Origin of the sequence: Micromonospora sp. NPDC047762, from assembly GCF_043204655.1 — a bacterium.
GTDB lineage: Bacteria > Actinomycetota > Actinomycetes > Mycobacteriales > Micromonosporaceae > Micromonospora.
On the sequence record NZ_JBIDCQ010000004.1, the window covers coordinates 499,260 to 523,605 of the forward strand.

General features: G+C 70.8%; 21 protein-coding genes. 1 reads left to right on the forward strand and 20 read right to left on the reverse strand.

Annotated elements, in window-relative coordinates; genetic code table 11:
- Window positions 1-12 precede the first annotated feature (12 nt).
- The 19 genes from ACGF3C_RS16340 to ACGF3C_RS16430 form a co-directional block, all read right to left on the reverse strand.
- Window positions 13-2,871: a PQQ-dependent sugar dehydrogenase gene (locus ACGF3C_RS16340; protein WP_393222623.1), complete on the reverse strand. Its 2,859-nt coding sequence runs from the start codon at window positions 2,869-2,871 to the stop codon at window positions 13-15.
- A 218-nt stretch (window positions 2,872-3,089) separates the two neighbouring features.
- Window positions 3,090-4,157 carry a polyprenyl synthetase family protein gene (locus tag ACGF3C_RS16345; RefSeq protein WP_357229900.1) on the reverse strand — a complete coding sequence of 356 codons (1,068 nt, stop codon included), beginning with the start codon at window positions 4,155-4,157 and terminating at the stop codon, window positions 3,090-3,092.
- Entirely contained in the window at window positions 4,154-5,569 is a 1,416-nt protein-coding gene (locus tag ACGF3C_RS16350) for an alkaline phosphatase family protein (protein ID WP_393222626.1), read from the reverse strand. The genes ACGF3C_RS16345 and ACGF3C_RS16350 overlap by 4 nt, the downstream gene beginning before the upstream one ends.
- Window positions 5,566-6,765, reverse strand: a complete 1,200-nt coding sequence (gene eboE, locus ACGF3C_RS16355; RefSeq protein WP_393222629.1) for a metabolite traffic protein EboE — start codon at window positions 6,763-6,765, stop codon at window positions 5,566-5,568. The genes ACGF3C_RS16350 and eboE overlap by 4 nt, the downstream gene beginning before the upstream one ends.
- Window positions 6,765-7,622 carry a TatD family hydrolase gene (locus ACGF3C_RS16360; RefSeq protein WP_355009791.1) on the reverse strand — a complete coding sequence of 286 codons (858 nt, stop codon included), beginning with the start codon at window positions 7,620-7,622 and terminating at the stop codon, window positions 6,765-6,767. The genes eboE and ACGF3C_RS16360 overlap by 1 nt, the downstream gene beginning before the upstream one ends.
- Window positions 7,623-8,231 carry an EboA domain-containing protein gene (locus ACGF3C_RS16365; RefSeq protein WP_355009792.1) on the reverse strand — a complete coding sequence of 203 codons (609 nt, stop codon included), beginning with the start codon at window positions 8,229-8,231 and terminating at the stop codon, window positions 7,623-7,625. It abuts the gene before it with no gap.
- A 53-nt stretch (window positions 8,232-8,284) separates the two neighbouring features.
- On the reverse strand, window positions 8,285-9,268 hold the full coding sequence (locus ACGF3C_RS16370) for a sugar phosphate isomerase/epimerase family protein (RefSeq protein WP_393222633.1): 984 nt from the start codon (window positions 9,266-9,268) through the stop codon (window positions 8,285-8,287).
- Entirely contained in the window at window positions 9,265-10,212 is a 948-nt protein-coding gene (locus ACGF3C_RS16375) for an SCO3242 family prenyltransferase (protein WP_393222636.1), read from the reverse strand. Before ACGF3C_RS16375 ends, ACGF3C_RS16370 begins: the two co-directional genes overlap by 4 nt.
- Window positions 10,196-11,362, reverse strand: coding sequence for an inositol-3-phosphate synthase (locus ACGF3C_RS16380; protein ID WP_393222639.1), 1,167 nt, complete (start codon window positions 11,360-11,362; stop codon window positions 10,196-10,198). Before ACGF3C_RS16380 ends, ACGF3C_RS16375 begins: the two co-directional genes overlap by 17 nt.
- A 645-nt stretch (window positions 11,363-12,007) precedes the next feature.
- Window positions 12,008-13,183, reverse strand: coding sequence for a Gfo/Idh/MocA family protein (locus ACGF3C_RS16385; RefSeq protein WP_393222879.1), 1,176 nt, complete (start codon window positions 13,181-13,183; stop codon window positions 12,008-12,010).
- A 54-nt stretch (window positions 13,184-13,237) separates the two neighbouring features.
- Complete coding sequence (locus ACGF3C_RS16390) at window positions 13,238-14,290, reverse strand: substrate-binding domain-containing protein (protein WP_357232347.1); 1,053 nt, start codon at window positions 14,288-14,290, stop codon at window positions 13,238-13,240.
- 98 nt (window positions 14,291-14,388) lie between these two features.
- Complete coding sequence (locus tag ACGF3C_RS16395; protein ID WP_357232344.1) at window positions 14,389-15,516, reverse strand: ABC transporter permease; 1,128 nt, start codon at window positions 15,514-15,516, stop codon at window positions 14,389-14,391.
- Window positions 15,513-17,021 carry a sugar ABC transporter ATP-binding protein gene (locus tag ACGF3C_RS16400; protein WP_393222882.1) on the reverse strand — a complete coding sequence of 503 codons (1,509 nt, stop codon included), beginning with the start codon at window positions 17,019-17,021 and terminating at the stop codon, window positions 15,513-15,515. The genes ACGF3C_RS16395 and ACGF3C_RS16400 overlap by 4 nt, the downstream gene beginning before the upstream one ends.
- 133 nt (window positions 17,022-17,154) lie before the next feature.
- Window positions 17,155-18,333: an ROK family protein gene (locus tag ACGF3C_RS16405; RefSeq protein WP_357206724.1), complete on the reverse strand. Its 1,179-nt coding sequence runs from the start codon at window positions 18,331-18,333 to the stop codon at window positions 17,155-17,157.
- A gap of 259 nt (window positions 18,334-18,592) precedes the next feature.
- A complete protein-coding gene (locus ACGF3C_RS16410; protein ID WP_393222644.1) occupies window positions 18,593-19,618 on the reverse strand; it encodes a YihY/virulence factor BrkB family protein in 1,026 nt (341 codons plus the stop codon).
- Window positions 19,619-19,682: 64 nt separating this feature from the next.
- Window positions 19,683-20,492, reverse strand: coding sequence for an ABC transporter permease (locus ACGF3C_RS16415; protein ID WP_357229171.1), 810 nt, complete (start codon window positions 20,490-20,492; stop codon window positions 19,683-19,685).
- A gap of 40 nt (window positions 20,493-20,532) precedes the next feature.
- Window positions 20,533-21,321: an ABC transporter permease gene (locus ACGF3C_RS16420; protein ID WP_393222648.1), complete on the reverse strand. Its 789-nt coding sequence runs from the start codon at window positions 21,319-21,321 to the stop codon at window positions 20,533-20,535.
- Between the two features lie 222 nt (window positions 21,322-21,543).
- Entirely contained in the window at window positions 21,544-21,735 is a 192-nt protein-coding gene (locus tag ACGF3C_RS16425; RefSeq protein ID WP_393222651.1) for a DUF397 domain-containing protein, read from the reverse strand.
- The gene (locus ACGF3C_RS16430; protein WP_355009804.1) at window positions 21,726-22,514 is read right to left on the reverse strand and encodes a helix-turn-helix transcriptional regulator; all 789 of its coding nucleotides are present in this window, start codon (window positions 22,512-22,514) and stop codon (window positions 21,726-21,728) included. Before ACGF3C_RS16430 ends, ACGF3C_RS16425 begins: the two co-directional genes overlap by 10 nt.
- A gap of 269 nt (window positions 22,515-22,783) precedes the next feature.
- Between ACGF3C_RS16430 and ACGF3C_RS16435 the strand changes: the two genes are divergently transcribed.
- Entirely contained in the window at window positions 22,784-23,020 is a 237-nt protein-coding gene (locus ACGF3C_RS16435) for a flavin reductase (protein WP_357229165.1), read from the forward strand.
- Between the two features lie 105 nt (window positions 23,021-23,125).
- Here the strand turns inward: ACGF3C_RS16435 and ACGF3C_RS16440 are convergent, their stop codons facing one another.
- The gene (locus ACGF3C_RS16440; protein WP_145792454.1) at window positions 23,126-24,058 is read right to left on the reverse strand and encodes an ABC transporter ATP-binding protein; all 933 of its coding nucleotides are present in this window, start codon (window positions 24,056-24,058) and stop codon (window positions 23,126-23,128) included.
- Window positions 24,059-24,346: the final 288 nt, after the last annotated feature.

Genomic DNA, 24,346 nt, shown 5'->3' on the forward strand with positions numbered 1-24,346 from the left:
CCACCTGTCAGCTCAGGGCAGGATCCACTTTTGGTTGGCGGCACCGCTGACGCAGGTCCAGAGGTGGACCGCGGTGCTGTCGGCGGAGTTGTTGCCGGAGACGTCGAGGCACTTGCCGGACGCCGGGCTCCGCAACGTGCCGTCGGCCTGGGCCACCCAGTTCTGCGCGGCGGTCCCGTTGCAGGTGTAGAGCTGGATCTTGGTGCCGTCGGCGGTGGCGGCACCCGCGACGTCCAGGCACTTACCCAACGACTTGATCGTCGAGTTCGGCGTCACGGCCCAGGTCTGCGCCGCGCTGCCGTTGCAGGTGTAGATCTGGATCTGCGTGCCGTCGGCGGTGGCGGCGTTGCGCACGTCCAGGCACTTGCTGGCCAGGCCCTTGATCGGCCCGGCCCCACCGGCCGGGGGCGTCCCGGTGACGAAGGTGAAGGCGTCCAGGTCGTAGAGCGCCCCGGTGCCCGACCCGGCGAAGGTCAGGTAGAGCGTGGTCGTGCCGGTCGGCGGGTTGCTGATCGTCCCGGTGACGGTGGTGAAGGTTTCCCAGCCGCCGGTCACCGGGACCGTGGCCGAGCCGAGCACGGTGCCGGTGGCCGAGCCGGCCCGGACCTGGAGGGTGCCGCCGGCGCCCGCCGAGGAGACCCGGGCGTTGAACGAGGTCACGTTGCCCAGCCGGTACGGCTGGAACGCGATCCAGTCGCCGTTGTTGATGTCGCCGACGGTCTTGCCACCCTCGGCCGGGGTCTTGCTGAACACGTTGATCCCCGACGAGGTGCCGTAGAACTCGGCCTGGCGGTGCCGCGGCGGCAACGTGTGCTGGGTGTGCGTGGTCAGCCCACCGGCGTCGGTGTACTCGGCGTCGAAGATCGCGAAGATGTTCGCCGCGTCGTCGTGCTCACCGTCGACCGGGATGGTGATCGAGCCGGAGCAGCCGGTCTTCGAGGTGATCTGGTGGCCGTGCTGGTCGTGGCCGAGCACGTAGGTCATCTTGACCTTCGTGCAGTCGATGGTGCCGTCCTCCGGGTCGGTCACCGTGATGCTGTAGGGCACCGTGTCCCCGAAGCCGAACAGCTGACCGTTGCCCGGGTTGTTGATCGTGACGGTGGGCGCGGTGTTGCCGACGCTGATCTGCACGCTGCTGCTGCCGGTGGCGCCCTGCGGGTCCCGCACGGTCAGCGTGGCGGTGTAGGTGCCGTTGGCGCTGTAGGTCTTCGTCGGGTTCGCGGCGGTCGAGGTGGTGCCGTCACCGAAGGCCCACGCGTAGGTCAACGTGCCACCCTCGGGGTCGGACGAGCCGGCCGAGGAGAACGTCACGGCGAGCGGGGCCGCACCTGAGGTGCGGTTAGCGCTGGCCTTCGCGGTGGGCGCCCGGTTGCCGCCGCCGACGTAGTCGAAGCGGTAGAGCGCGGAGTTGGCGTCACCGTTGAAGTAACCGGTGCCGTAGTCGAGGACGTAGTAGGCGCCGTCCGGGCCGAACGCCGAGTCCATCACCTGCTTGCCGACCCAGGGGAAGGTGTCGATGGTGCCCCGGGATCCGTCGGAGTTGACGTGGATCGGCTTGATCCAGCCCCGGCCGAACTCGGTGGCGAAGAACTGCCCGTCGAACGACTGCGGGAACTTGGTGGTGGAGGTCGACGAGGCGTTGTACCGGTAGACCGGGCCGCCCATCGGCGACTCGGAGCCGCCGCCGAACTCGGTCGGGGTGCCGGCGTCACCGGCGTACCGGATCCAGGCCGGCTGGGCCGGCGGCAGGGTGGTCAGGCCGGTGTTGCGGAACGAGTTGTTGGTCGGCCCGCCGGTGCAGTTGTACTTCGCGCCGCTGGCGCTGGTCGCGAAGTCGAACTCGTTGTACGTCTCGGTGCTGGTGTTGGTGCCGGTGCAGTACGGCCAGCCGTAGTTTCCCGGTGCCGCGACCCGGTTGAACTCCACCTGGCCGGACGGCCCGCGGGTGGAGCTGGTGGAGCCGGCGTCCGGCCCGTAGTCACCGACGTAGACCACCCCGGTGGCCTTGTCCACGCTGATCCGGAACGGGTTGCGGAACCCCATGGCGTAGATCTCCGGCCGGGTCCTGGCCGTGCCGGGGGCGAACAGGTTGCCTGACGGGATGGAGTACGTGCCGTTGGCGTTCACCTTGATCCGCAGGATCTTGCCGCGCAGGTCGTTGGTGTTGCCGGCGCTGCGCTGCGCGTCGTACGCGGGGTTGCGGTTGGTCCGCTCGTCCAGTGGTGAGTAGCCGGACGACTCGAACGGGTTCGTGTCGTCGCCGGTGGACAGGTAAAGGTTGCCGGCGGCGTCGAAGTCGATGTCACCGCCGACGTGGCAGCAGATGCCACGGCTGGCCGGGACGTCGAGCACGTCGACCTTGCTCGACTGGTTGAGCGTGAAGTCGGAGTTCAGGGTGAACCGGGAGAGGCGGTTGACCCCGTCGAAGGCCGAGAAGTCGGTGCCGGTGGCCGGTGCGTCGCCGCCGGGGGTGGAGAGCGGCGGGGCGTAGTAGAGGTAGATGTAGCGGTTGCTGGCGAAGCCCGGGTCGACCCCGACGCCCTGCAACCCCTCCTCGTCGTGCGTGTAGACCGAGACGGTGCCGATCACGGAGGTGGTGCCGTTGGCGTCGGTGCGGCGCAGGGTGCCGTTGCGGGCGGTGTGCAGGACCGAGCGGTCCGGCAGCACCGCCAGGGACATCGGCTCACCCATGTCGGTCACGCCGCGAGCCAACTCGACCTGCTGGAAGTCGCTGGCGACGATCGTGTGTGCCTGGGCGGGGGCCGAGCCGGCGGCGAAGGTGACAGTGCCGGCGGCGACCGCCAGCAGCAGCGCGGATCCGCTGGAGAACCATCGTCGGGACCGTTGTCGGGGAGCGTCCTTCATTGACATCTGTGCTGTCCCTTCCTGACGTGTGACTGCCAGGCCGGGCGCGCGCCGTCGCGCCGGATGCCGTAGCGGTGGTGGGGGGTCGATGGGTTACCGCGCCGCCGGTTCACCTCGACGAAACATTTTCGTGTTGGTCACGACACTAAGTCGCACGTGTCGATGTGTCCATACCTTCCGGCGGTTCAGCATCAACTTTTGTCGATTTGATCGAAAGTCGCCGGTCAGGCCCGTCGGTCGATCGCCTGCCCGGCCAGCGCAACCAGGGCCTCGCGGGCCTCGTCGGCCACCACAGCGTTCCGCAGCGCGGCGAGCGCGGCCTCGGTCCGGACCCGGATCATCTGCTCGATCCGCTCCCGCGCGCCGGTCGCCTCGATGATGTCGCGCAGCTCCGCCGCGCCCTCGGCGTCCAACGCCGGGTTACCGAACAGCTCCCGCAACCGGACGGTCTGGGGCCGGTCGGCGGCGCTGCGGGCCAGCGCCATCATGACCGTGGGCTTGCCCTCACGCAGGTCGTCCAGGACCGACTTGCCGGTCACCGCCGGGTCACCGAACACACCCAGGACGTCGTCGCGGAGCTGGAACGCGTCACCCAGCGGGTCACCGAACTCGCCCAACGCGGCGATCAGCTCCGGCCCCGCCCCAGCCAGCGCCGCACCGATCTGCAACGGCCGGGTGACCGTGTACCGGGCAGCCTTCATCCGGATCACGGTGAGCGCGCTGGCCACCGAGCCGTCGCCCACCCCGGAGACCAGGTCCAGGTACTCCCCCGCTATCACCTCGGTACGCATCAGCGCGAACACGCCGTACCCCCGGTGCACCTGCTCGGTGCTGAGCCCGCACTCGTGGAACATCTGATCCGACCAGGCCGCGCAGAGGTCCCCGCAGAGCAGCGCGGTGTTGCGGCCGTACGCCTCGGGGTCACCACGCCACGACGAGCGGGCGTGCAGGTCGGCGAAGAGCCGGTGCACCGACGGCTCACCCCGGCGGCGGTCGCTGCCGTCCAGGATGTCGTCGTGGATCAGCGCGAACGCGTGGAACAGCTCCAGGGCCGCCGCGGCCACCACGATCGGGGTGCCGTCGGCCGCCCCCGCGCCGCGCCAACCCCAGTAGCAGAAGAGCGGTCGTAACCGCTTGCCACCGGCCAGCACGAACCGTTGCAGCGCGGTGAACACGCCCCGCGGCGCACCGTCCGGCCAGTCCGGGCCCTGTCGGCTGAGAAAACCGGCCAGCTCCGCGTCGAAGCGTGCCCGCAGTTCGCTGGCGTCGGTGGGCGCGACGGTGACCGTCATGTCCGCTCCCCCGAGCCGCTCGCGCCGTCAGCGCCTAATCCGGCCAACTCCAGCAGCAGCGCCTTGACCTCGGTCGCCGCGATCTTGTCCCGGGCCGCGCTCGGGTCGGAGCAGAGCAGCACCGGGCCGTCCGCCGGGTCTGCCGGCAGCCGACCGTGCGAGCCGCGAACCGCCTGCGCACCGGCGTCCAGGCCGACAGCGCTCATCAGGTACCGCATGCCGAGCTTCTTGCGGGCCAGGGCCACCCCGGCGCGAGCCTTCGCGGCACCGGGGTTCGCCGGGTCGAAGAACAGCTCCGCCGGGTCGTAACCGGGCTTGCGGTGGATCTCCACGAGCCGGGCGAAGTCCGGTGCGTTGGCGTCGTCCAACCAGTAGTAGTAGGTGAACCAGGAGTCCGGCTCGGCCACCAGCACCAGCTCACCGGCGCGCGGGTGGTCGAGCCCGTGTGCGGCCTTGCCCTCGGCGTCGAGCACCTCGGCCACCCCGGGCAGGCCGGCGCAGAGCTTCGCCACCGCCGGCACGTCGGCCGGGTCCTTGACGTAGACGTGCGCGATCTGGTGGTCGGCGACAGCGAACGCCTTCGACGTCCACGGGTCGAGGTACTCCATGCCCGCCTGGGTGTGCACCCGCAACAGGCCCTCGGCCCGCAGCAACCGGTTGACGTCCACCGGCCGGGACACGTCGGTGATGCCGTACTCGGACAGCACCACCACTGTGGCGTCCCGGGCCCGGGCGGCGTCCAGGAGCGGGCCGAGCACCGCGTCCAGCTCGGCTGCCGCCGCGGCGGCCTGGGCCGACGAGGGACCGAAGCGTTGCAGGTCGTAGTCCAGGTGCGGAACGTAGACCAGGGTCAGGTCGGGTGACACGTCGGCGAGGATCTGCTCGGCGGCCTGGCAGATCCACTTCGACGACGGCAGGGCGGCGGTCGGCCCCCAGTAGGTGAAGAGCGGGAAGGTGCCCAGCCGCCCGGTGAGCGCATCGTGCAGCTCCGGCGGGTCGGTGTAGCAGTCCGGTTCCTTGCGCCCGTCGGCGTAGTAGACCGGGCGTGGCGTCACCGTCCAGTTGACGTCGGCGCCCATGGCGTACCACCAGCAGACGTTGGCCACCGTGTAGCCGGGTTCGGCCCGACGGGCGGCCTGCCAGAGCTTGTCCCCGCCGACCAGCGCGTTGTGCTGCCGCCACAGCAGCACCTCGCCCAGCTCCCGGAAATACCACCCGTTGCCGACGATCCCGTGCCCGCTGGGCTGCTCGCCGGTGAGGAAGGTGGACTGCACCGAGCAGGTCACGGCGGGCAGCACAGTGCCCAGCTCGGCCCGGAAGCCGCCGTCGGCCACCCCGCGCAGTCGAGGCATGTGGGCCAGTAGTCGGGGCGTCAACCCCACCACGTCGAGGACCACCAGTCGCCGGCTCATCGCGTCACTCCCATGCTCACGGTTCGGTCTGTGGTCAGGCCGAGGCCGACCAGTTCGTCCCGGGCGAAGGCCAGCTCCGCGGCGATGCCGGCGGCCAGCTCCGCGTCGGTGCCGGGCCGTCGTGCGGCCGGCAGCACCCCCCAGGTGTACGTCTCGACGTCGAGGTGGTCGCAGCCGGCGGTCGGGCCGTCGAAGAGCGCTCTCAGGGCCGCACGAAGCACCGGCACTGTCGAGCCGAGCGGCTCCTCGGGTGGGGCGTGCAACGGCACGTGGTAGTGCACCCGCCACGGCCCGGGCAGCACCCGGTCCAACGCCTCGTCCAGGTCGTCGGCCGCGTACGTGGGCTCGGCCGGGTCGGCCAGACCGGCGCAACCGGCGCCCCGGGTCTGGTGCAGGAAGCGCGGCTCCACCCAGCGGCGCAACGCCTCGGCGTCGCGGGCCGGGTCGGCGGCCTCGACAGCGGCCGAGACCTGCACCTTCACCACCGGCAGTCCGGCCGCCCGCAGTCGGTGCAGCGCCTCGGCCGGCTCCTCCCAGGCGCAGGCCAGGTGGGCGAGGTCGACGCAGACACCCAGGCGGTCGGTGTCCATCCCGGACAGCAGCGCGGCCGCCTGACCGGTGCTCTCCACCACACAGCCGGGCTCGGGCTCGAAGGCGACACGCACCTCACGGCCTGTGTCCCGTTGCACGTCGGCCAGGCCGGCGGCGAGCTGGTCCAGTCGGCGTCGGGCCGCGTCGGCCCGGCCGGTGTCCCACGGTTGACGCCAGGCCAGCGGCAGCGTGGAGATCGAACCTCGGGCGGCGTCGTCGGGCAGCAGGTCGGCGAGGACCCGAGCCAGGTCCAGGGTGTAGGTCAGGCGCTGCTCGGTGGTCCAGTCCGGGTGGTACACGTCCTGCTTGACCACCGGGGCCTGGAAGGCCGCGTACGGGAAGCCGTTGAGGGTGACCACCTCCAGGCCGCGCGCGTCCAGCTCGGTGCGCAACCGGCGGCGTAGCGTCTGGTCGGCGGCCAGCTCGGCGGCGACCGGGGCGGCCAGCCACAGGCCGAGCCCGAGCAGGTCGCTGCCGAGCGCCTCGCGGACCGGCACCGCGTAGGTGTCCAGTTGACCGAGGATCCCGGCGAGGTCCTCGGCCGGGTGCACGTTGGTGCAGTAGCCCAGGTGGACGGTCTCGCCGCCGGCATGTCGCAGCCGCATCAGCTGCCGCCGCGCAGGATCGAGTTGCCGGTCTGCGGGTCCACGGCGGCGGCGGCGTCCAGGTCGCTGAGGTCGAGCCGCCCCGACTGCCCGTAGAACTCCACAGGGTTTCGCCACAGCACCTTGTCGACGTCGTCGTCGCTGAAGCCCGCCGCGAGCATCGCCTCGCCGGTGGCTCGGGTCAGCAGCGGATCGGAGCGCCCCCAGTCGGCTGCCGAGTTGACCAGCATCCGTTCCGTGCCGTACTCCCGCAGCAACTCGACCATCCGCTGCGGCGTCATCTTGGTGTCCGGGTAGATGGAGAAACCCAGCCAGCAGCCGCTGTCGCGGACCAGCTTCACTGTCACCTCGTTGAGGTGGTCGACGACCACCCGACCTGCGTCGATGCCGGACTCGGCGACCACGGCGAGGGTCCGCTCGCAGCCGCGCGCCTTGTCCCGGTGCGGGGTGTGCACCAGCGCCGGTAGTTCGTACGCCACCGCGAGGGCGAGCTGCGCCGCGAACGCCTCGTCCTCCTCGGGCGTCATCGAGTCGTACCCGATCTCGCCGACCGCCACCACCGCGTCCTTGTCCAGGTAACGGGGCAGCAGGTCGAGGACCGGCCGGCAGCGCGGGTCGTTCGCCTCCTTGGGGTTCAGCGCGATGGTGGCGAAGTGGCGCACCCCGAACTGCCCGGCCCGGAACGGCTCCCAGCCGATCAGCGAGTCGAAGTAGTCGGTGAACGAGGCGGCGCTGGTGCGCGGCTGACCCAGCCAGAACGCCGGCTCCACCACCGCGCGCACTCCGGCGGCGGCCATCCGTTCGTAGTCGTCGGTGGTGCGTGAGGTCATGTGGATGTGGGGGTCGAAGATGCGCATTCACGCCTCCCGGGGCAGTGCGGCGGTCAGCCGGTCGAGCAGGTCGGTGGCGTCGGCGGGCAGGTCACGGCCGGCGGCGTGTCGTTCCGCGGCCAGCGCGGCGAGCATGGCGGTCAGCTCGCTGTCGGCCCGGGAGTCCAGGTCGGCCACCCCGGCCAGGGGGACGCCGCTGAACACGCACTTGAGCACCGCCTGCCGCCAGGCGGCCTGGTCGAGGTGCCGGGCGTACGGGCCGAGCGCGGCGGCGACCAGCCGGGTGTCGTTGGTCCGGATCGCGTCGTGCAGCAACGGGACCGCGTCCGCGCCGATCGGCAGCAGCGGCAGGGCACGCAGCACTGCTCGTCGTTCGGCCGCGTCACCGTGCTGGTAGAGGCGCTCGGCGTACGCCGCGTGCTCGCCGGGAAGGCTGGTGAGCAGCAGCACCCGGGCCGCGTCGTCGGCGGTCCAGCCGGGGGCGTCGGGCAGCGCGGCCCGCCCGCACCGTCGGCCGACGGCGGGAAAGAGCCTGGTGATCGCGGTGGGCTCGGTGGTGACCCGGCGCAGCGCCGTGTCCAGCCAGTCGGGGTCGGGTACGCCTCCCAGCGCGGCCCGCAGTGAATCCGGTGTCATCCCGTCTCCTCCCTTGTGCTGCTCCCGGTGCCACGCCACCCTTTGCTCTGCACCTACATGTGCACCGGGGCCTCTTTCGCGGATGTCGCCTCGGCGGACGATCCCTCGGCCGCTGGCGCATCGGCGGGTGCAGAGCAAAGGGTGCGGGTGGCGTGACGATCGGTGGCCGCGGCGGCCCGCAGGAACTCGATCGACCGGGCGGCCACGGCGGGTGCGGCGTGCGAGTCGCGGGGCAACTCCACCGCGACCAGCCCCTGGTAGCCGGCGTCGCGCAGCGCGGCCAGCACCGGCGGAAAGTCGATCTCGCCGACGCCGAACTCCAGGTGCTCGTGCACGCCTCGGCGCATGTCGTCGATCTGCACGTTGACCAGGTGGTCGGCCACCTCGGCGACGCACTGCGGCACCGGCCAGGGCTCCAGGCACCGACAGTGACCGATGTCGAGGGTGATGCCGAAGCGGGCCGGGTTGTCCAGTGCGGCGTGCAGCCGACGCCAGTCGGCGATGTCCTGCACCAGCATGCCCGGCTCCGGTTCGAAGCCGAGGGTGACGTCCGCGGTGTCGGCCGCGTCGACCACTGTGGCGCAGCCGGCCACCAGCCGGTCCCAGGCGCACTGCGGTGAGACCGACTCGGGTCGGACGCCGGCCCAGAACGAGACCGCCTCCGCGCCCAGGTCGGCGCCGATCCGCACGGCCCGGCGCAGGAACTCGATCCGCCGGGTCGGGTCGTCGTGCAGCAACGTCGGGGCGTGCTTCTGCCACGGGTCGAGCAGGTAGCGGGCGCCGGTCTCGATGACCACCGCCAGGCCCAGCGACTCCAACCGTCGACTGACAGCGGCGACCCGGCGGGTGAGCCCGGGCGCGAACGGGTCCAGGTGGTCATGGTCCAGGGTGAGCGCCACCCCGTCGTAGCCGAGGTCGGCGATGACCGCGAGCGCGTCGTCGAGGCGGTGGTTGGCGAACCCGTTGGTGCCGTACCCGAGGCGCAGCGTGGTGGCGTCGGTGGCCGGCGCACCGGGCCGTGGCTCGGGGACGCTCATGTCGGGGAGACCTTCCGGGCCAGTCGTCGACCCAGCGGCGCGGCCGCCGCGACGGCCACCCCGAGCAGACCTGCTCCACCGCGTGCGGTGAGCGCTCCCTGGAGGGCCGGCAACCCGGTGATCCCGGCGCCGACGGCCGCGCGGACCCGCTTGGCCGACGGGTCCCGGACAACCTCGGCCTGGGCCGCGCCGTACCGGGCGGCGTACCACCCGGCCAGCACCGCTGGCAGCAGCGCCGCGATCGTGGCCGACCGGCTGCGACCCGCGCGCACGCCCGTCTCGTCGACGGTCTCGGCCCGGTCGGTGGCCCCGGCGGGGTTCGCGGTTCGGAAGGCGCCCGGCACGGCGACTGCGGCACTGGTGGCGACCAACGCGGTGCCGGCGAGGGTGCGCATCGGCAGGGTGGCATCGGCGCCGGTGACCTCCCGGCGGGACAGCGCGGTGACCGTCCAGGTGTGCGCGGCGACGGTGGCCGCCGCCGGCAACGCCCTGGTGATCCGACCGCCGGACGCGCCGAGCAGCACGTCCAGCCCTCGGCAGGCGGCCATCACGGCCGGACCGGCCGCGGTGTTCTTGGCCAGCAGGTCGTACCCCCAGATGGTGGCGGCCAGCGGCACGGCGAGCGCGGCGGCGCGGCGACCGCCCACGGCGGCGGCCAGGCCCACACCGGCGGCCGTGAGGCCCGCCGCGAGACCGACCGCGGCGGCCGGGGTGACCCGCCCGCTCGGGATCGGCCGCTCGGGCCGTTCCTCGGCGTCCAGATCCCGGTCGGACCAGTCGTTGGCGGCCATGCCGGCCCAGTAGAGCAGCACCGATGCGCCGGCCAGGGCGGGGGTACGCGGGCTCAGCGCGCCCGCCGCCGCAGCCCCGGCGATCACGTCGCCGGGCACCGAGAGCGCGGCCGGCGCCCGAACCAGCTCGGCGAGATCAGCCAACGTTGTCATGATCACCGTCCCCGCCGTCGTGCAGTTGCCGGGTGAAGGCGGTCAGCCGGGCCCACTGCTCGCCCAGCGAGTGGGTGGGGGCGCCCAGCGGGTCCTTGAAGAAGAAGCCCAGGTCGGCCAGCGGCCCCACCTGCCCGGCGGCGTGCGCGGCGGCGGTGAGTCGGGCCAGGTCGAGCACCAGCGGCGCGGCCAGCGCCGAGTCGCAACCGTGCCAGGTGAACTCCATCCGCATGCCGGTGCCGAGGAATCCACTGAAGGTGATCAGATCCCAGGCGGTCTTGAAGTCGCCCAGCTCCTCGACGTACTCGATGCGGGTGCCGCCCTGCGGGACGTAGCCCAGCGTCTCGCCGAGCACCCGCTGCTTGCTCTGCACCTTCGCCGCGTTCGCGGCCGGGTCGGCGAGGGTGGCGCCGTCGCCGCCGCCGAGCAGGTTGACCCCGGACCAGGAGCCCACTGCCAGGTTGCGCATCGCGAACATCGGCGCGAGCACCGACTTGACCAGGGTCTCCCCGGTCTTGCCGTCGTGCCCGGCGTACGGCAGTCGGGCCTCCTCGGCCAGCGCGGCCAGCGCCGGCAGCCGCAGCCCGGTGGACGGGGTGAAGTCGACGTACGGGCAGCCGGCGAGCACCGCGGCGTACGCGTAGAGAGAGCTGACCGGCAGCACCTCGTCCGGACCGTCGAGGGCGGCGCGTAGCGCGGCCGGGTCGGCGTGCGCGGGGTGCGGTCGAGGGGCCGGCTCGGTGGCGGAGACGTTGACCACCACCACCCGGTCCAACTCGTGCCGCTCTCGGAAGCTGGTCAGGTCGCGGACCACTGCCTCGGCCCGCTCAGCCTGGGTGTCGCCGACCGGCGCGGGGCGCAGCTCCTGCTCGACCACGCCCAGCTCGTCGCGGAGCGCGGCGACCAACCGCCAGGGGATGACACCGGCGTCCGCGAGGGCCTCGGCGCGCTTGCACAGTGGAGTGGTGGCCAGGTCGTGTCCGCCGAAGACCAGGTCGGCGAAGGCCGGCAGGGCCGGGCCGCGCAGATCGGGAAGCTCGGTGACGCAGCCGGTCGGCCCGGCCAGGCCGGCCCGCAGCGCGAGCCCCCCGACGATGCTGGTGGTCGCGACGGAACCGCGCGCTCCTACCAGCCAGACACCTGTTCGCATGGTGCTCCTTCCCCATTTCCGAGGAACCGTCGGTACCGCTAAATATAGGAATATCAGAATATGTTTCGGAAAGATACGGCCCAGTTTCGGAAAAGTTTCGGGCCGGGTGGAATGGGCCCCGTCCGCTCGCCCCGCACCGGAACAGCACCGGCTTCCGACGTCGGCGTCGGCGGCGACGACGCCGGACCGGATCCCGGCAGGTGCGAGCAGACGGGGCTGGTAGGCAGGGTCGGGTCGGCGTCTCGACCCTGCCTCCCCCGCATCCGGCCGGTCGGGGCACTGGTATGCCCCGGCCGGGCGTCTCAGGCCGCCGCGCCCACCGGAACACCGACCGAACCACTACCCGCCGGGAACCGGCGAGCGGGTGCGGTACGGGCGGGGGCAGCGGCGGGCGGTGTCATCAGGTCCTCCGGAGGTCACCGGTGGTGGCGGTCCTCCGGTGCGGCCGGGGAATCCCGGTCCGGTCGCACCGGACGACCGTCCTGCTCGTGCGCCACCGGGCCGTAGGGCCCGGCTGCACGCTCTCCGATGCCGACCTCTGTCCCGGCCACGGGGCGCAATCCGTGGCTGGTCCCTCGCCGGTCGGCTTCGGAAAGCCGGTCGGGCGATGGCGGTGCGAACACCGCCGTCGCGGATGGTCAATGGTCAGAGAGCCGCCGCGGTCAGCGTCGGTTCCACCTCGGCCCAGGAGGAGCCGAGCTCCGCCGAGCGGGCCACCGCGTCCAGCACCAGCTGGACCTGCAACGCGTCGGCGAAGGAGGGAGTCGGGTCGACACCGGTGGCGACCGCCTCGATGAAATCGCGCATCTCGTGCGTGAACGAGTGCTCGTAGCCGATGATGTGGCCCGGGGGCCACCACGCCGACATGTACGGGTGCTCGCCCTCGGTCACCAGGATGCGGCTGAAGCCCTGCTCCGCAGTCGGGCGGGTCGCGTCGTAGAACTCCAGCTCGTTGAGGCGCTCCAGGTCGAAGACCACACTGCCCAGCGAGCCGTTGATCTCGACGCGCAGCGCGTTCTTCCGGCCGGTAGCGAACCGACTCGCCTCGTACGTGGCCAGGGCGCCACCGTCGAGTCGCGCCACGAAGACCGCGGCGTCGTCGACGGTGACCGTCCCGGTGGGCGCCGCGTGGCCGTCCACCGAGGCCGCCAGACCGCTCGACTCGGCGGGCAACGGCCGCTCCTTGACGAAGGTCTCGGTGACCGCGCTGACGCCGCTGATCCGCTGACCCGTGACGAACTGGGTCAGGTCGATGATGTGCGCACCGATGTCACCGAGCGCGCCGGAGCCCGCCCTGTCCTTCTGCAACCGCCAGACCAGCGGGAACTGCGGGTCCACGATCCAGTCCTGCAGGTACGTCGCACGGACGTGTCGAATCACCCCGAGCCGTCCGTCGGCGACCAACTGGCGCATCATCGTGACCGCGGGGACCCGGCGGTAGTTGAACCCGCACATCGACCGCACTCCGGAAGCCCGGGCGACGTCCGCCGCAGCGGTCATCGCCCGTGCCTCCTCCACCGAGTTGGCCAACGGCTTCTCGCACAGAACGTGCTTGCCCGCGGCCAACGCGGCGAGAGCGATCTCGGCGTGGCTGTCGCCCGGTGTGCAGATGTCGACAACGTCGATGTCGTCCCGGTTGATCAGGTCACGCCAGTCGGTGGTGTACGCGTCCCAGCCGAGCGTGTCGGCGGCGTCCGCCACCTTCGCTGTGTCTCGGCCGCAGATCAACGCCATCCGGGCCCGCGCCGGCAGGTCGAAGACGCGGTTCACGGTGCGCCACGCCTGTGAGTGCGCGGCCCCCATGAACGCGTAGCCGACCATGCCGACCCGCAGTTCTTTGTCTGTCGTGGACAAGGTGGGTCTCCCCCCGGTATGTCAGAACCCGAGCTTGTCGTAGCTGCTCGCGTTCTCCTTGGTGATCGTCTCCGAGGCCAGGGTCAGTTCCTTCGGCACCTGCAGCTCCGTCAGGTCGCCCAGGCCCCGACCCTGCGCGATGAGCCGCGCGAGCGAGACCGCCGAGGAGGCCATCGACGGGTTGTAGGTGACAGTGGCCTTCAGCACGCTGTTGTCGGCCTTGATCGCGTCGATCGCGAGCTTGGAGCCCGCGCCGCCGACCATGAAGAACTCCGACCGGTTGGCCTGCTTGATGGCCGCGAGCACACCGATGCCCTGGTCGTCGTCGTGGTTCCAGATGGCGTCGATCTTCGGCAGCGCCTGGAGCAGCTGGGACGCCTCGCGCTGGCCGCTGTCCGAGGTGAACTCGGCCGAACGACGGTTCTTCACCGTGAACCCGTAGGTCGCCAGGGCGGCCTTGAAGCCTTCGCTGCGCTCGACGGTCAGCGGGATCTCCAGGCCGGCGATCTCACCGATGACCGGGTTGGCGACGCCCTTGTCCTTGAGCATCTTGCCGATGAAGTGACCGGCCGAGACGCCCATGCCGTAGTTGTCGCCCTTGATGACCAGCCGCGAGGCCAGCGCGTCGGGGAACGCCCGGTCGAGGTTCACGATCGGGATGCCCGCCTGCATGGCCTGGAGGGCAACGGCGTTGACCTCCTTGCCGTCGTGCGGCAGCACGACGATGATGTCCGGCTTCTGGGCGATCAGGGTGCCGAGCGTGGAGCGCTGGGCCTCGGAGTTCGACCCACCGTCGACCTCCTTGAACTCCACGTCCGAGTAGGCAGCGGCCTGGGCCTTGGCGTTGGCGTGGATGGCGCCCATCCAGCCGTGGTCGGCGGCCGGGGCGGAGAAGCCGATGACGACCTTCTTGCCCGGGGCGTTGTTGCCCTCACTGTTTCCGGCGGCCTTGGTCTGGGTGCTGGCGGCCGGGGTGTCGTTGCTGGTGCAGGCAGTGAGGAGGGTGGCAGCGCCCACTGCGGCTCCACCGAAGAGCAACCGGCGGCGCGACAGGTCGCGACTGTGCTGGGTCATGAATGACCTCCTGGGAGCGGGATTTGACTTATCGAGGGTGTGCGAGGCCCGGCCACCGTCGAACGTTCTCGACGTCGCCAGGACAACGGTGCGGTGCGTCAGGTTGCGGTGGTGACCCTGTTCCGCGCGAGGAGCCGAGTGACGGACTTGAACTGGAACTGCTGGACCAGGACGGCGGCGACGATGATGCCGCCCTTGACCATGTTCTGCGCCTCGATGGAGAGGCCGTTGATGGCGAAGAGGTTCGTGATGGTGGCGAAGATGATGACGCCGAGCAGCGAGCCGACGATGGTGCCCCGGCCGCCGCTGAGCAGCGTTCCGCCGATGATCGCCGCGGCGATCGCGTCCAACTCGTACAGGTTGGCCATCGCCGCCTGCGCCGAGGTGGCCTGCGAGGTGAGCATGATGGCGGCGATACCGCAGCACAGACCGGAGAGGGCGTAGAGCAGCATGGTGTGCCGCCGGACGTTGATGCCAGCCAGTCGGGCCGCCTCCGGGTTACCGCCGACGGCGATGGTCCGCCGGCCGAAGGTCGTGCGGTTGAGCACCACCCAACCGGCCAGCACCACCGCGCCGAGGATGTAGACGAGGATCGGGATACCGATCACCTTGCGCGCGGCGATGTCGTTGATGAAGGTGCTGCTCGACACCTGGGTCTGCTTGTTGGAGATGGAAGCCGCAAGCCCCCGCGCGGCCACCAGCATCGCGAGCGTCGCGATGAAGGGGACCAGCCGCCCGTACGAGATGAGCACACCGTTGACGAGGCCGACGCAGACGCCGACCGCGAGGGCGGTGAAGATCATGCCGGCGGCGCCGTAGCTCTGGGTGGCCACTGTGGTGCACCAGACCCCGGCGAGCGCGACGATCGCGCCGACCGACAGGTCGATGCCACCACCGATGATCACGAAGGTCATCCCGACCGTGACCACGCCGACGACCGAGGCCAACTGGAGGATGGCCAGGACGTTGTTCCAGACCCAGTTCGGGTCGCCGTACAGGTCGGGCTTGGTGACCGCGCCGACCACGACGAGCGCGGCGAGCACCCCGATCAGGCCGAGGTTGCGCTTGGCGCCGTCGCCACCGTCACCCCGCCACCAGGAGAGCTTGCCCCCGGATCCTGCTTTGTCGCTGGCCACCGCCGTCTCCGCCGGATCCACCGGAGGCGACTGCGCCGGAAGCTGCGGGCGCTCCGGTGTCGCGGTGGGAGTGGGAGTCGCGTCGCTCATGCCGGTGCGCCTTCCATCAAGGACCCCGCCATCACGAGGTCAAGCACAGTGTTCTCGTCGAGTTCGCCGGCCGCGGCTTCGCGGACGACACGCCCTTCCCGCATCACCAGCACCCGGTCGGCCAGACCCAGCACCTCGGGCACCTCGCTGGAGACCAGCAGCACCCCCACGCCCTGAGCGGCCAAGCCCCGGATGACCTGGTAGAGCTCGGCTCGGGCGCCCACGTCCACGCCTCGGGTCGGCTCGTCGAGAAGCAGCAACTTGGTGCCGCCGAGCAGCCAACGCCCGACCACCACCTTCTGCTGGTTACCGCCGGACAGCGTGCGTACCGGCCGGTCCACGTCCCGGGGCCGCAGCTCCAGGGTCTCCGCGATCCGGTCCGCCTCGGCACGTTCCTTGGCGGCGTTGGTGAAGCCGAGGCGCGCGTACCGGCCGAAGGTGGCCAGCGTGACGTTTCGGTAGATCGGTTCGCCGAGCAGCAGAGCCTGGCTCTTGCGTTCCTCCGGGGCCATTCCCATGCCGGCGCGAACCGCGGCGCCGACGCCGGGCCGCAGGACCTTTCCGTCCATCTGCACCGTGCCGGCCTCCGGGAGGCGGGCACCGTAGATCGTCTCCAGCAGTTCGGAACGCCCGGAGCCGACCAGCCCCGCGATGCCCACGATCTCCCCGGCACGCACGTTCAGCGACACGTCGGCGAACTCGCCTGTGCGGGTCAACCCCTGCACCTGGAGCAGGTCGGCGCCAGCGGGGTCGTCGGTCGGCCGGTCCGGGAAGACGTACTCGATGGTGCGGCCGGTCATCCGGCTCACCAGGTCGCGGGTCGGGGTGTCGCGCGCCGGCAGGTTCGCCGCCGTGGTCCGGCCGTCCTTGAGAACCGTGACCCGGTCGCCGATCTCGCGGATCTCCTCCATGCGGTGGGAGATGTAGATGACGGCGATGCCCTGCGCGGTCAGCTCCCGGATGATCCGGAACAGGTTGCCGACCTCGTCGTGGGCCAGCACCGCGCTCGGCTCGTCCATGATGATCAGTCGCGCCTCGTGCGACAGCGCCCGCGCCATGCTGACGATCTGCTTGCCGGCCGCCGGCAGGGACCGGACCATCCGATTCGGCGGGATCTCACCGTGGCCGAGCCGGCTGAGGATCTGGCGGGTGTGCCGAGCCATCCGGCCGCGCCGGACGAAACCGAAGTTGCGGTACTCGTGCCCGAGGAACGCGTTCTCCGCCACCGACAGGTCCTCGACGAGGTCGAGCTCCTGGTAGATCGTGGCGATGCCCGCCTTCATGGCGGCCTGCGGGTTGGCGAACGTGGCCGGCTCGCCGCGCCACTCCACCAGCCCGGAATCCGGTTGGTGGACCCCGGCCAGCACCTTGATGAGGGTCGACTTGCCGGCGCCGTTCTGCCCGAGCAGGCAGTGCACCTCGCCGGCACGCACCTCCAGCTGCACGCCGTCGAGCGCGCGTACACCGGGGAAGGTCTTCACCAGATCGGTGAGGCGCAGGACCACCTCGCCCGCGACGGTGTCGGCGGGAGCCTCGACCAGCGGCGCCTCGGCGACGGCCTCGGCCGACGCGGTGGCGGGGTCATCCTCGGGCAGAGCCACAGTCTCCTCCTCGCTCACGACGGAATCTCGAACAGCTTCATGCGGCTTCCCCGAAGGCGACGTCGCTGGCGAGCACCGCCGCGCCGGTGACACCGGCACGGCCGCCCAGCTCGGACAGGACGACGGGAAGGTTGCCGGTGGCCAGCGGCAGCGACCGCCGATAGACCACACTGCGGATCTCGGCGAGCAGGATGTGGCCCAGCTGCGCCAGCCCTCCACCGATCACGATCATGGACGGGTTGGTGAAGCTGACCAGACCGGCGAGCACTCCGCCGACCCGCCGTCCGCCGTCCCGGATGAGCTGGATGCAGGTCACGTCGCCCTCGACGGCGCCCTCGGCGACGTCGAGCGCGGTGACGACACCCCGCAGCGCCAGCCGCTCGGCCAGCGCCGGCGACGTCCCACTGCGGGCGGCGGCTGCGGCGTCCTTGGCCATCGCGGCGCCGCTGAACAGCGCCTCCAGGCAGCCGACGTTGCCGCAGGAGCACATCGGACCGTGCGAGTCGACCTGGATGTGGCCGATGTCGCCGGCACAGCCGTCGGTGCCCCGATAGACCTCGCCGGTGAGGTAGATGCCGCACCCGATGCCGGTGCCGATCTTCACGAAGAGGAAGTCGTCCACCGAGTGGGCGACCCCGCCGTGCCGCTCGCCGATCGCCATGATGTTGACGTCGTTGTCGACCACCGCCGGGCAGCCGTGCTCCCGGCTGAGCAGCTCACGCACCGGGAATCGGTCCCAGCCCGGCATGATCGGCGGTGAGACCGGCACGCCGTCGCGGAAGCTGACCGGGCCGGGTACGCCGATGCCGACGGCGTCCAGGCGCTCGTACGCGCCGTCGACCCGGGCCTTGTGCAGCAGCTCGTTCACTCGTTGCAGGGTCACCTTCGGGCCGCTGCGGATGTCGGCTGCCTCGGCGTAGTGGGCCACCGGTTCGAGGCGGCCGTTGACCACCTCGACGTCCATCGAACTGGCGCCGAGGTCGACGGCGGCGAAGCGCAGCTTCGGGTTCAGCTCGACGAGAGTCGAGCGACGCCCACCTCGGGACGCGGCCAGCCCGGCCTCGGCCACATAACCCAACGCCACCAGGCGATCCAGCTCAGCAAGCATGCGCGGACGCGGCATCTGGAGCCGGTCGCCCAGCTCGGCCCGGGACACAGCGCCCTCGTCGCGGAGCAGCCGCAACAGGCGCACGTGCAGGGGGTCGACGGTGCGCACCTGGGCCCCCTCTTCATTGGCAGCGTTCACATCGACGCAATGTCGGTGTGTTGTGTCCGACACAGTAAGAGCGTTCGACGCCGCCTGTCCAGAGCTTCAGCCGTTCCGAGACCAACTTTTGTCCGAAAGAACAAAAGCTACTAGTCGATCAAGGAAAGGATCACGGACCGGTCGCGTCCCCTCGCCAACAGTTCCATCGACGGACACGCAAACGCCCCGCCAGCCGATCCTCGGTGGCGGGGCGATTCGCGCGGGGCCGTCAGCGACGGCCGGCAGAATTTCGCTTCTTGCGGAGCTTGCGGTCGTCGCGCAGCTCGACGTACGGCTCGTCGTCGACGTCGTGACCCGCCTCGATGGCGCGGCCCCGCTCCAACTCGGCGTCGAACTCGGCCCCCAGCAGGATCGCGATGTTGCTCAGCCAGAGCCAGACCAGGAAGATGATCACCCCAGCGAGGGTCCCGTACGTCTCGTCGTACGAACTGAAGTTGCTCACGTAGAAGGCGAACAGGCCGGAGATCACCAACCAGATCACCACGGCCAGCACCCCGCCCGGGCTGACCCAGCGGAAGCCGCCGTGCCGCGCGTTCGGTGAGGCCCAGTAGAGGATCGCGAACATCAGGCTGACCAGGATCAGCAGCACCGGCCACTTCGCGATGTCCCACACCGCGACCGCCGTCGAGCCCAACCCGATCACGTCACCGACCGATTCGGCGAGACGCCCAGTGAAGACCACGATCACCGCACTGACCAGCAGCAACACCCCGACCACCGCGGTCACGCCGAGCCGGATCGGGAGCGTCTTCCAGATCGGCCGCCCCTCCGGCACGTCGTAGATGGTGTTGGACGCGCGCATGAACGCGCCGATGTAACCAGAGGCGGACCAGAACGCGGCCAACAGACCGATGATCGCCGCGATGCTGGCCAGGCCGCCGTTCTGCTGGGCGGTATCGATCGCACCCTCGATGATCTTCTGGATGCTGTCGTTCGGCACCGCCTGGTTGACGGTGTCCTTGACGCCCTCGGTGGCACTCTTGCCGAGCAGGCCGAGGATCGAGATCAGCACCAGCAGGCCGGGGAAGATCGACAGCACCCCGTAGTAGGTCAGTGCCGCCGCCCAGTCGGTCAGGCTGTCGTCCTGGAATTCGCGGACCGTCCGGCGCAACGCCGCCTTCCAGCCACTGCCGGGCAGATCGGTGGGGCTGTCCGGCCCCGCGTCAGGCCCGACCGGCGCGTTCGCGGGATCATGCTCCCGCTCCCGCTGGGCGGAAGACTCGTCCGAGGCCATCGCCCCTCCTCTTCGTCGGTGGTGTCACCTCCGGACATGCCCCGTGAACGCGCGCACATAACCCCTACTTGTAGAGCAACCTGCCCATCCGGCGAGAGGCCACGTACAGGCCGACCGCCAGCATCGCCAGCAGGTAGAGCACGTCGAGCACCCAGACCCAGCCACCGCCGCCCAGCGCGACCCCACGGATCAGGTGCACCGACCGGTACAGCGGGGTGACCTCGACCAGCCAGTGCAGCAAAGTCGGGTAGGCCTGCGCCGGCACGAAGGTGCCGGAGAAGAGGAAGAGCGTGAACTGGGCGGAGCCCATCAGGTCGAAGTCCTGCCAGCTCCGCATGAAGGTGGAGATCGCCATGCCGAGCGCCCCGAACGCGAACCCGACAAGCACCGCGGCCGGGAAGGCGGTCAACGCCCGGGTGACGCTGGTCAGGTCCAGCGCCACCATCACCCCGAGGAACGCCGCCGAGTAGGCGCTGCCCCGCAGCATCGCCCAACCCAACTCGCCCACGGCGATCTCGAACGGCCGTACCGGGGTGGCGATCATCCCGTCGTACAGCTTCATGTACTTCATCTTGCCGAAGAAGTTGAAGGTGGTCTCCGCGAGCGCCCCGGTCATCGCCGAGGCGGCCAGCATCGCCGGGGCCACGAACTCGGCGTACGAGACCAGCCGCCCGTCGGGCAGCGGCAGGTCGCCGACCAGCGCGCCGACGCCCACCCCGATGGAGAGCAGGTAGAGCAGCGGCTCCACGAAGCCGGAGAGCAGCAGCAGCCAGTAGACCGACTTCAGCGCCGCGACGTTGCGCCCGACCACCGACGCCGACCGCCGGGACGCGGCGGAGACGTCGACCAGCCGGGGCAGGATCAGCGTGACCACGACACCCTCTCTGCAAGCTGTTCGGAAGACGAGCCGCTGCTCAGACGACGAGCTTGCGACGGAACACGCGCACCGCCAGCAACCAGCCGGCGACCGCCCAGGCGGCCAGGTAGAGCAGGTGCCCGACGACCGACCACTGTGCGGCGACGCCGAGGGTGGCCGCGCGGCACAGGTCCACGGCGTGCCACAACGGTGTCGCGTACGCCAGCCAGCGCAGCGCCTCGGGCAACGACTCGACCGGGAAGAACACGCCGGCGAAGAGCGTCATCGGGATGACCGCGAACCGGAACAGCATCGCCAGCCAACTGTCGCTCGACACCGACGCCGCGTACGCGAAGGTCGGCGCGGCGACGGCCAGCGCGAGCAGGGCGACCACCGGCAGGGTGGCCACCGCCCACGGCGACCGCAACGCCCCGAACAGCCCGGTGACCAGCAGGAACGCCACAATCGTGGTGAGCACCCGGAACAGCACGAACGCCAGGTGCCCGGCCACGATGTCGCCCACCCGAAGCGGCGACGCGCCCTGCGCGAAGTAGGTCCTGACCCACGTGAAGTTGCTGAACACCGGCCAGGTCGAGTCACCGACGGTCACCTGGAGCGCGGTCGAGGCGATCAGCCCGGGGACCAACCAGTCGAGGTAACGCACCCCGCCGACGCCCTGGTCGATGTAGGTGCCGACGCCCAGCCCGAAGCCGACGACGGTCAGCACCGGCAGCAGGAACGACGAGAACACCCCGGCCCGCCAGGTGCGCCGCAGACCCACCAGGTAGTGCTCGAACACCGCGTACGCCGGCACCCAGGGGAACCGCGCCGATCCCGTCACACTCACCCGATCACCCCGCCCACCGCGCCGTCCACCACGACCTGTCTACCCAAGGGGTACGACAGACCGCCGGTCACCCTACGACGACCCCGCCGACGTGTCGCCCGGGTTTCGCGCCGTCGGCCTGGGCCCCTTTGATCCACTCGGTTTTCAGGAAGTCGCGGTGTCAGAGCCGCCCCAACACCCCGACTTCCTGAAAGCCGAGTGGGTTCGTGGTCACCGCACCAGCTAGCGGCGGACGGCGTCGGACCCGACGAACGCGCGCCACGTGTCGGGCGCAAAGACCAGCACAGGGCCGGTCGGGTCCTTGGAGTCCCGGACGCCCACCAACCCGGGGAGGTTGCCGGCAACCTCCACACAGGCACCGCCGCTGCCGTTGCTGCGACTGCTCTTGCGCCACTGGGCACCGGTCAGATCCATGTCTCCGCCACTTCCGCGATCAGGTCGAGGGACTGCTGCTGCGATAGTGCCTCACCGCGGATCGACTCCCACACCTCGACCATCTGACGGACGTACTCGGCGCGGTCGATGACTTGCCCGTGACGCTGCCCGTCCAGGAAGACCACATCTTCACCGGTGGCTGCGGTGGCGATCACGAAGGGACCATCGAGCCCAGCGTACGCACCTGCGGACAGCGGCACGACCTGGATTCGGACCCGAGGCAGGGCCGAGCCGAGCTTCACCAGATGCCGCAACTGCTCACGCATGACTTCCGGCCCGCCGACGTGGCGGCGCAGCGCGTACTCGTCGACGACCACGCTGAGCAGTGGCGGCCGGTCCCGGGTGAGCACGCCCTGCCGATCGAGCCGGGCGGTCACCTGCTGCTCGACCTCGTCCGCCGCGAAGAGTCCGGCGCCGGCCAGGATGGCGCGGGCGTACCCCTCGGTCTGGACCAGGCCCGGCACGTAGAGCGGCTCGTACCACCGCAGCGCTGTGGTCTCCTGCTCGATGCCGGCCCAGTCGCGGAACCAGGGCACCACCGCCTCACGGCTGATCCGCCGCTGGATGCGCTCGAACCGACCGTCGGCTGAGAACACGGCGTCACAACGGCGGGCGAAGTCCAGACTCGGCCGGCGCTCGGATGTCTCCACCTTGGCGACCAACGCCCCGGAATAGCTCAACGCCTCGGCCAGCGCCGTCTGCGACATCCCACTGGCGGCCCGGGCCAGTCGCAACTCTTCGGCGAAGTGCTCCAGCATGGACGAACTCTCCACGGACAACCCCCGTACATCTCCGTACCGTGCCGGGCCGATTGTCGTACGCGCTGGTCGTCGGCGTGCGGAACCTCCCACAGTAGTCGGGCCTTCACCAGACTGTCACGCAGCGGAACCGCTCACGGGATCCAGACGGCGGGCGGAACCAGGCCGGGAGCGCCCCGTGACCCCCGATCCGGGGCGCTCCCACCCACCCGATGGAGGTTCTTCCCCGTGCGACTCACCTGGTCGGCAAACGACGGCGGCAGGCTCTGATGCCCCGGTACCGCCCGCACGTCGCGGCACGCCCTTCCTGGCGCTGCCGGGTCTGCGGCGCGGCGTGGCCCTGCTCACCGGCCCGCCTGGCGCTGCTGGGCGAGTACCGAGAGGACCGGGTCGGCCTGCTCGTCTACCTCGCCACGTTGCTGTACGAGGCGGCCGGGGACCTCGCCGGCCAGGCCGGTCAGGACCGGTTGACCGACCGATTCATCACCTGGGCCAGAGCCCGTTGAGCGGTGCTCGTCGGCAGCCGGTCAGGCCGCTCGATCGACTCGGGTTTCAGGAAGTCGGGCTGTCCGCTGCGCCGTATCACCCCGACTTGCAGGAAGCGGAGTGGATCAATCGACCAGGGTGCGGCCGGTCAGGTGCAGGAAGACATCCTCCAGGCCGCTGCGCCGGACCAGCACATTCGCCGGCTGGAGCCCCAGCGCGCTGACCTCGGCGACCGCCGCGTCGCCGTCGGGCACGTAGAGCAGGACCCGGTCGGGCAACACCTCGACCCGCTCCCCCAGCCCGTCGAGCTTGCCGGCGAACGGTTCCTGCGACTCGGCGGCGAAGCGCAGCTCGACCACCTCGCGGGTCGAGTGCTGCTCGATCAACGCGCGGGGCGAGCCCTCGGCGACGATCCGGCCGCCGTCCATCACCACCAGCCGGTCACAGAGCTGCTCGGCCTCGTCCATGTAGTGGGTGGTGAGCACCAACGTGACGCCCTGCTGCTTGAGCCGGAACAGCCGCTCCCACACCAGGTGCCGGGCCTGCGGATCCAGCCCTGTGGTCGGCTCGTCGAGCAGCACGATCTCCGGATCGTTCACCAGCGCTCGGGCGATGGTCAACCGACGCTTCATGCCACCGGACAGCGGCTCGACCTTGCTGTCGGCCCGTTCGGTGAGCTGGACGAAGTCGAGCAGCTCGGCGGCGCGCTCCCGGGCCGCCCGGCGGGAGATGCCGAAGTAGCGGGCGTAGACGGTCAGGTTTTCCCGGACGGTCAGCTCCGGATCGAGATTGTCGAGCTGGGGGCACACGCCGAGGCGCGCCCGGATGGCCGGCCCGTCAGCCACCGGATCCATGTCGAGGATGCGCAGCTCACCCGCGCTGGGTGGGGAGATGCAGCCGACCATCCGCATGGTGGACGACTTGCCCGCACCGTTGGGCCCGAGGAAACCGAACGCCTCACCGGGGCGAACCTCGACGTCGATGCCGTCCACGGCGGTGAAATCGCCGAACCGCTTCACCAGCCCGCGAGCCTGAATCAGTGGTCGCCCCGAAGTCACCGCCCGACCCTAACCGCCCGGTCCGACACCCCTCCACGCAAATATCCGCCGACGCCCGGCCGATCACAGTGGTTTCCGTACCACCGACGGCGAAACGCCGATCAATGCCCCGCCCGTCAGCCAATCGACGTGTATCGTCCTTTCGTGCCGCCCATCAGCTCGCCCGATGGTTCACAGTCACGTGCCCGACCAGCCAACTCTTCCGTTGACGGGCCCACAGCGAGCCCCGGCGGGCCACCCCGACCGCGATCTGAAGCCGAGCCGAGCGACCCGAGCGTCGCCGAGCAG

Excerpts from the sequence above, each read along its gene's own strand:
- ACGF3C_RS16340 (WP_393222623.1), bottom strand. The coding sequence starts at position 2,871 with ATGTCAATGAAGGACGCTCCCCGACAACGGTCCCGACGATGGTTCTCC.
- ACGF3C_RS16345 (WP_357229900.1), bottom strand. The coding sequence starts at position 4,157 with ATGACGGTCACCGTCGCGCCCACCGACGCCAGCGAACTGCGGGCACGC.
- ACGF3C_RS16350 (WP_393222626.1), bottom strand. The coding sequence starts at position 5,569 with ATGAGCCGGCGACTGGTGGTCCTCGACGTGGTGGGGTTGACGCCCCGA.
- eboE (WP_393222629.1), bottom strand. The coding sequence starts at position 6,765 with ATGCGGCTGCGACATGCCGGCGGCGAGACCGTCCACCTGGGCTACTGC.
- ACGF3C_RS16360 (WP_355009791.1), bottom strand. The coding sequence starts at position 7,622 with ATGCGCATCTTCGACCCCCACATCCACATGACCTCACGCACCACCGAC.
- ACGF3C_RS16365 (WP_355009792.1), bottom strand. The coding sequence starts at position 8,231 with ATGACACCGGATTCACTGCGGGCCGCGCTGGGAGGCGTACCCGACCCC.
- ACGF3C_RS16370 (WP_393222633.1), bottom strand. The coding sequence starts at position 9,268 with ATGAGCGTCCCCGAGCCACGGCCCGGTGCGCCGGCCACCGACGCCACC.
- ACGF3C_RS16375 (WP_393222636.1), bottom strand. The coding sequence starts at position 10,212 with ATGACAACGTTGGCTGATCTCGCCGAGCTGGTTCGGGCGCCGGCCGCG.
- ACGF3C_RS16380 (WP_393222639.1), bottom strand. The coding sequence starts at position 11,362 with ATGCGAACAGGTGTCTGGCTGGTAGGAGCGCGCGGTTCCGTCGCGACC.
- ACGF3C_RS16385 (WP_393222879.1), bottom strand. The coding sequence starts at position 13,183 with ATGGTCGGCTACGCGTTCATGGGGGCCGCGCACTCACAGGCGTGGCGC.
- ACGF3C_RS16390 (WP_357232347.1), bottom strand. The coding sequence starts at position 14,290 with ATGACCCAGCACAGTCGCGACCTGTCGCGCCGCCGGTTGCTCTTCGGT.
- ACGF3C_RS16395 (WP_357232344.1), bottom strand. The coding sequence starts at position 15,516 with ATGAGCGACGCGACTCCCACTCCCACCGCGACACCGGAGCGCCCGCAG.
- ACGF3C_RS16410 (WP_393222644.1), bottom strand. The coding sequence starts at position 19,618 with ATGGCCTCGGACGAGTCTTCCGCCCAGCGGGAGCGGGAGCATGATCCC.
- ACGF3C_RS16425 (WP_393222651.1), bottom strand. The coding sequence starts at position 21,735 with ATGGATCTGACCGGTGCCCAGTGGCGCAAGAGCAGTCGCAGCAACGGC.
- ACGF3C_RS16430 (WP_355009804.1), bottom strand. The coding sequence starts at position 22,514 with ATGCTGGAGCACTTCGCCGAAGAGTTGCGACTGGCCCGGGCCGCCAGT.
- ACGF3C_RS16435 (WP_357229165.1), top strand. The coding sequence starts at position 22,784 with ATGCCCCGGTACCGCCCGCACGTCGCGGCACGCCCTTCCTGGCGCTGC.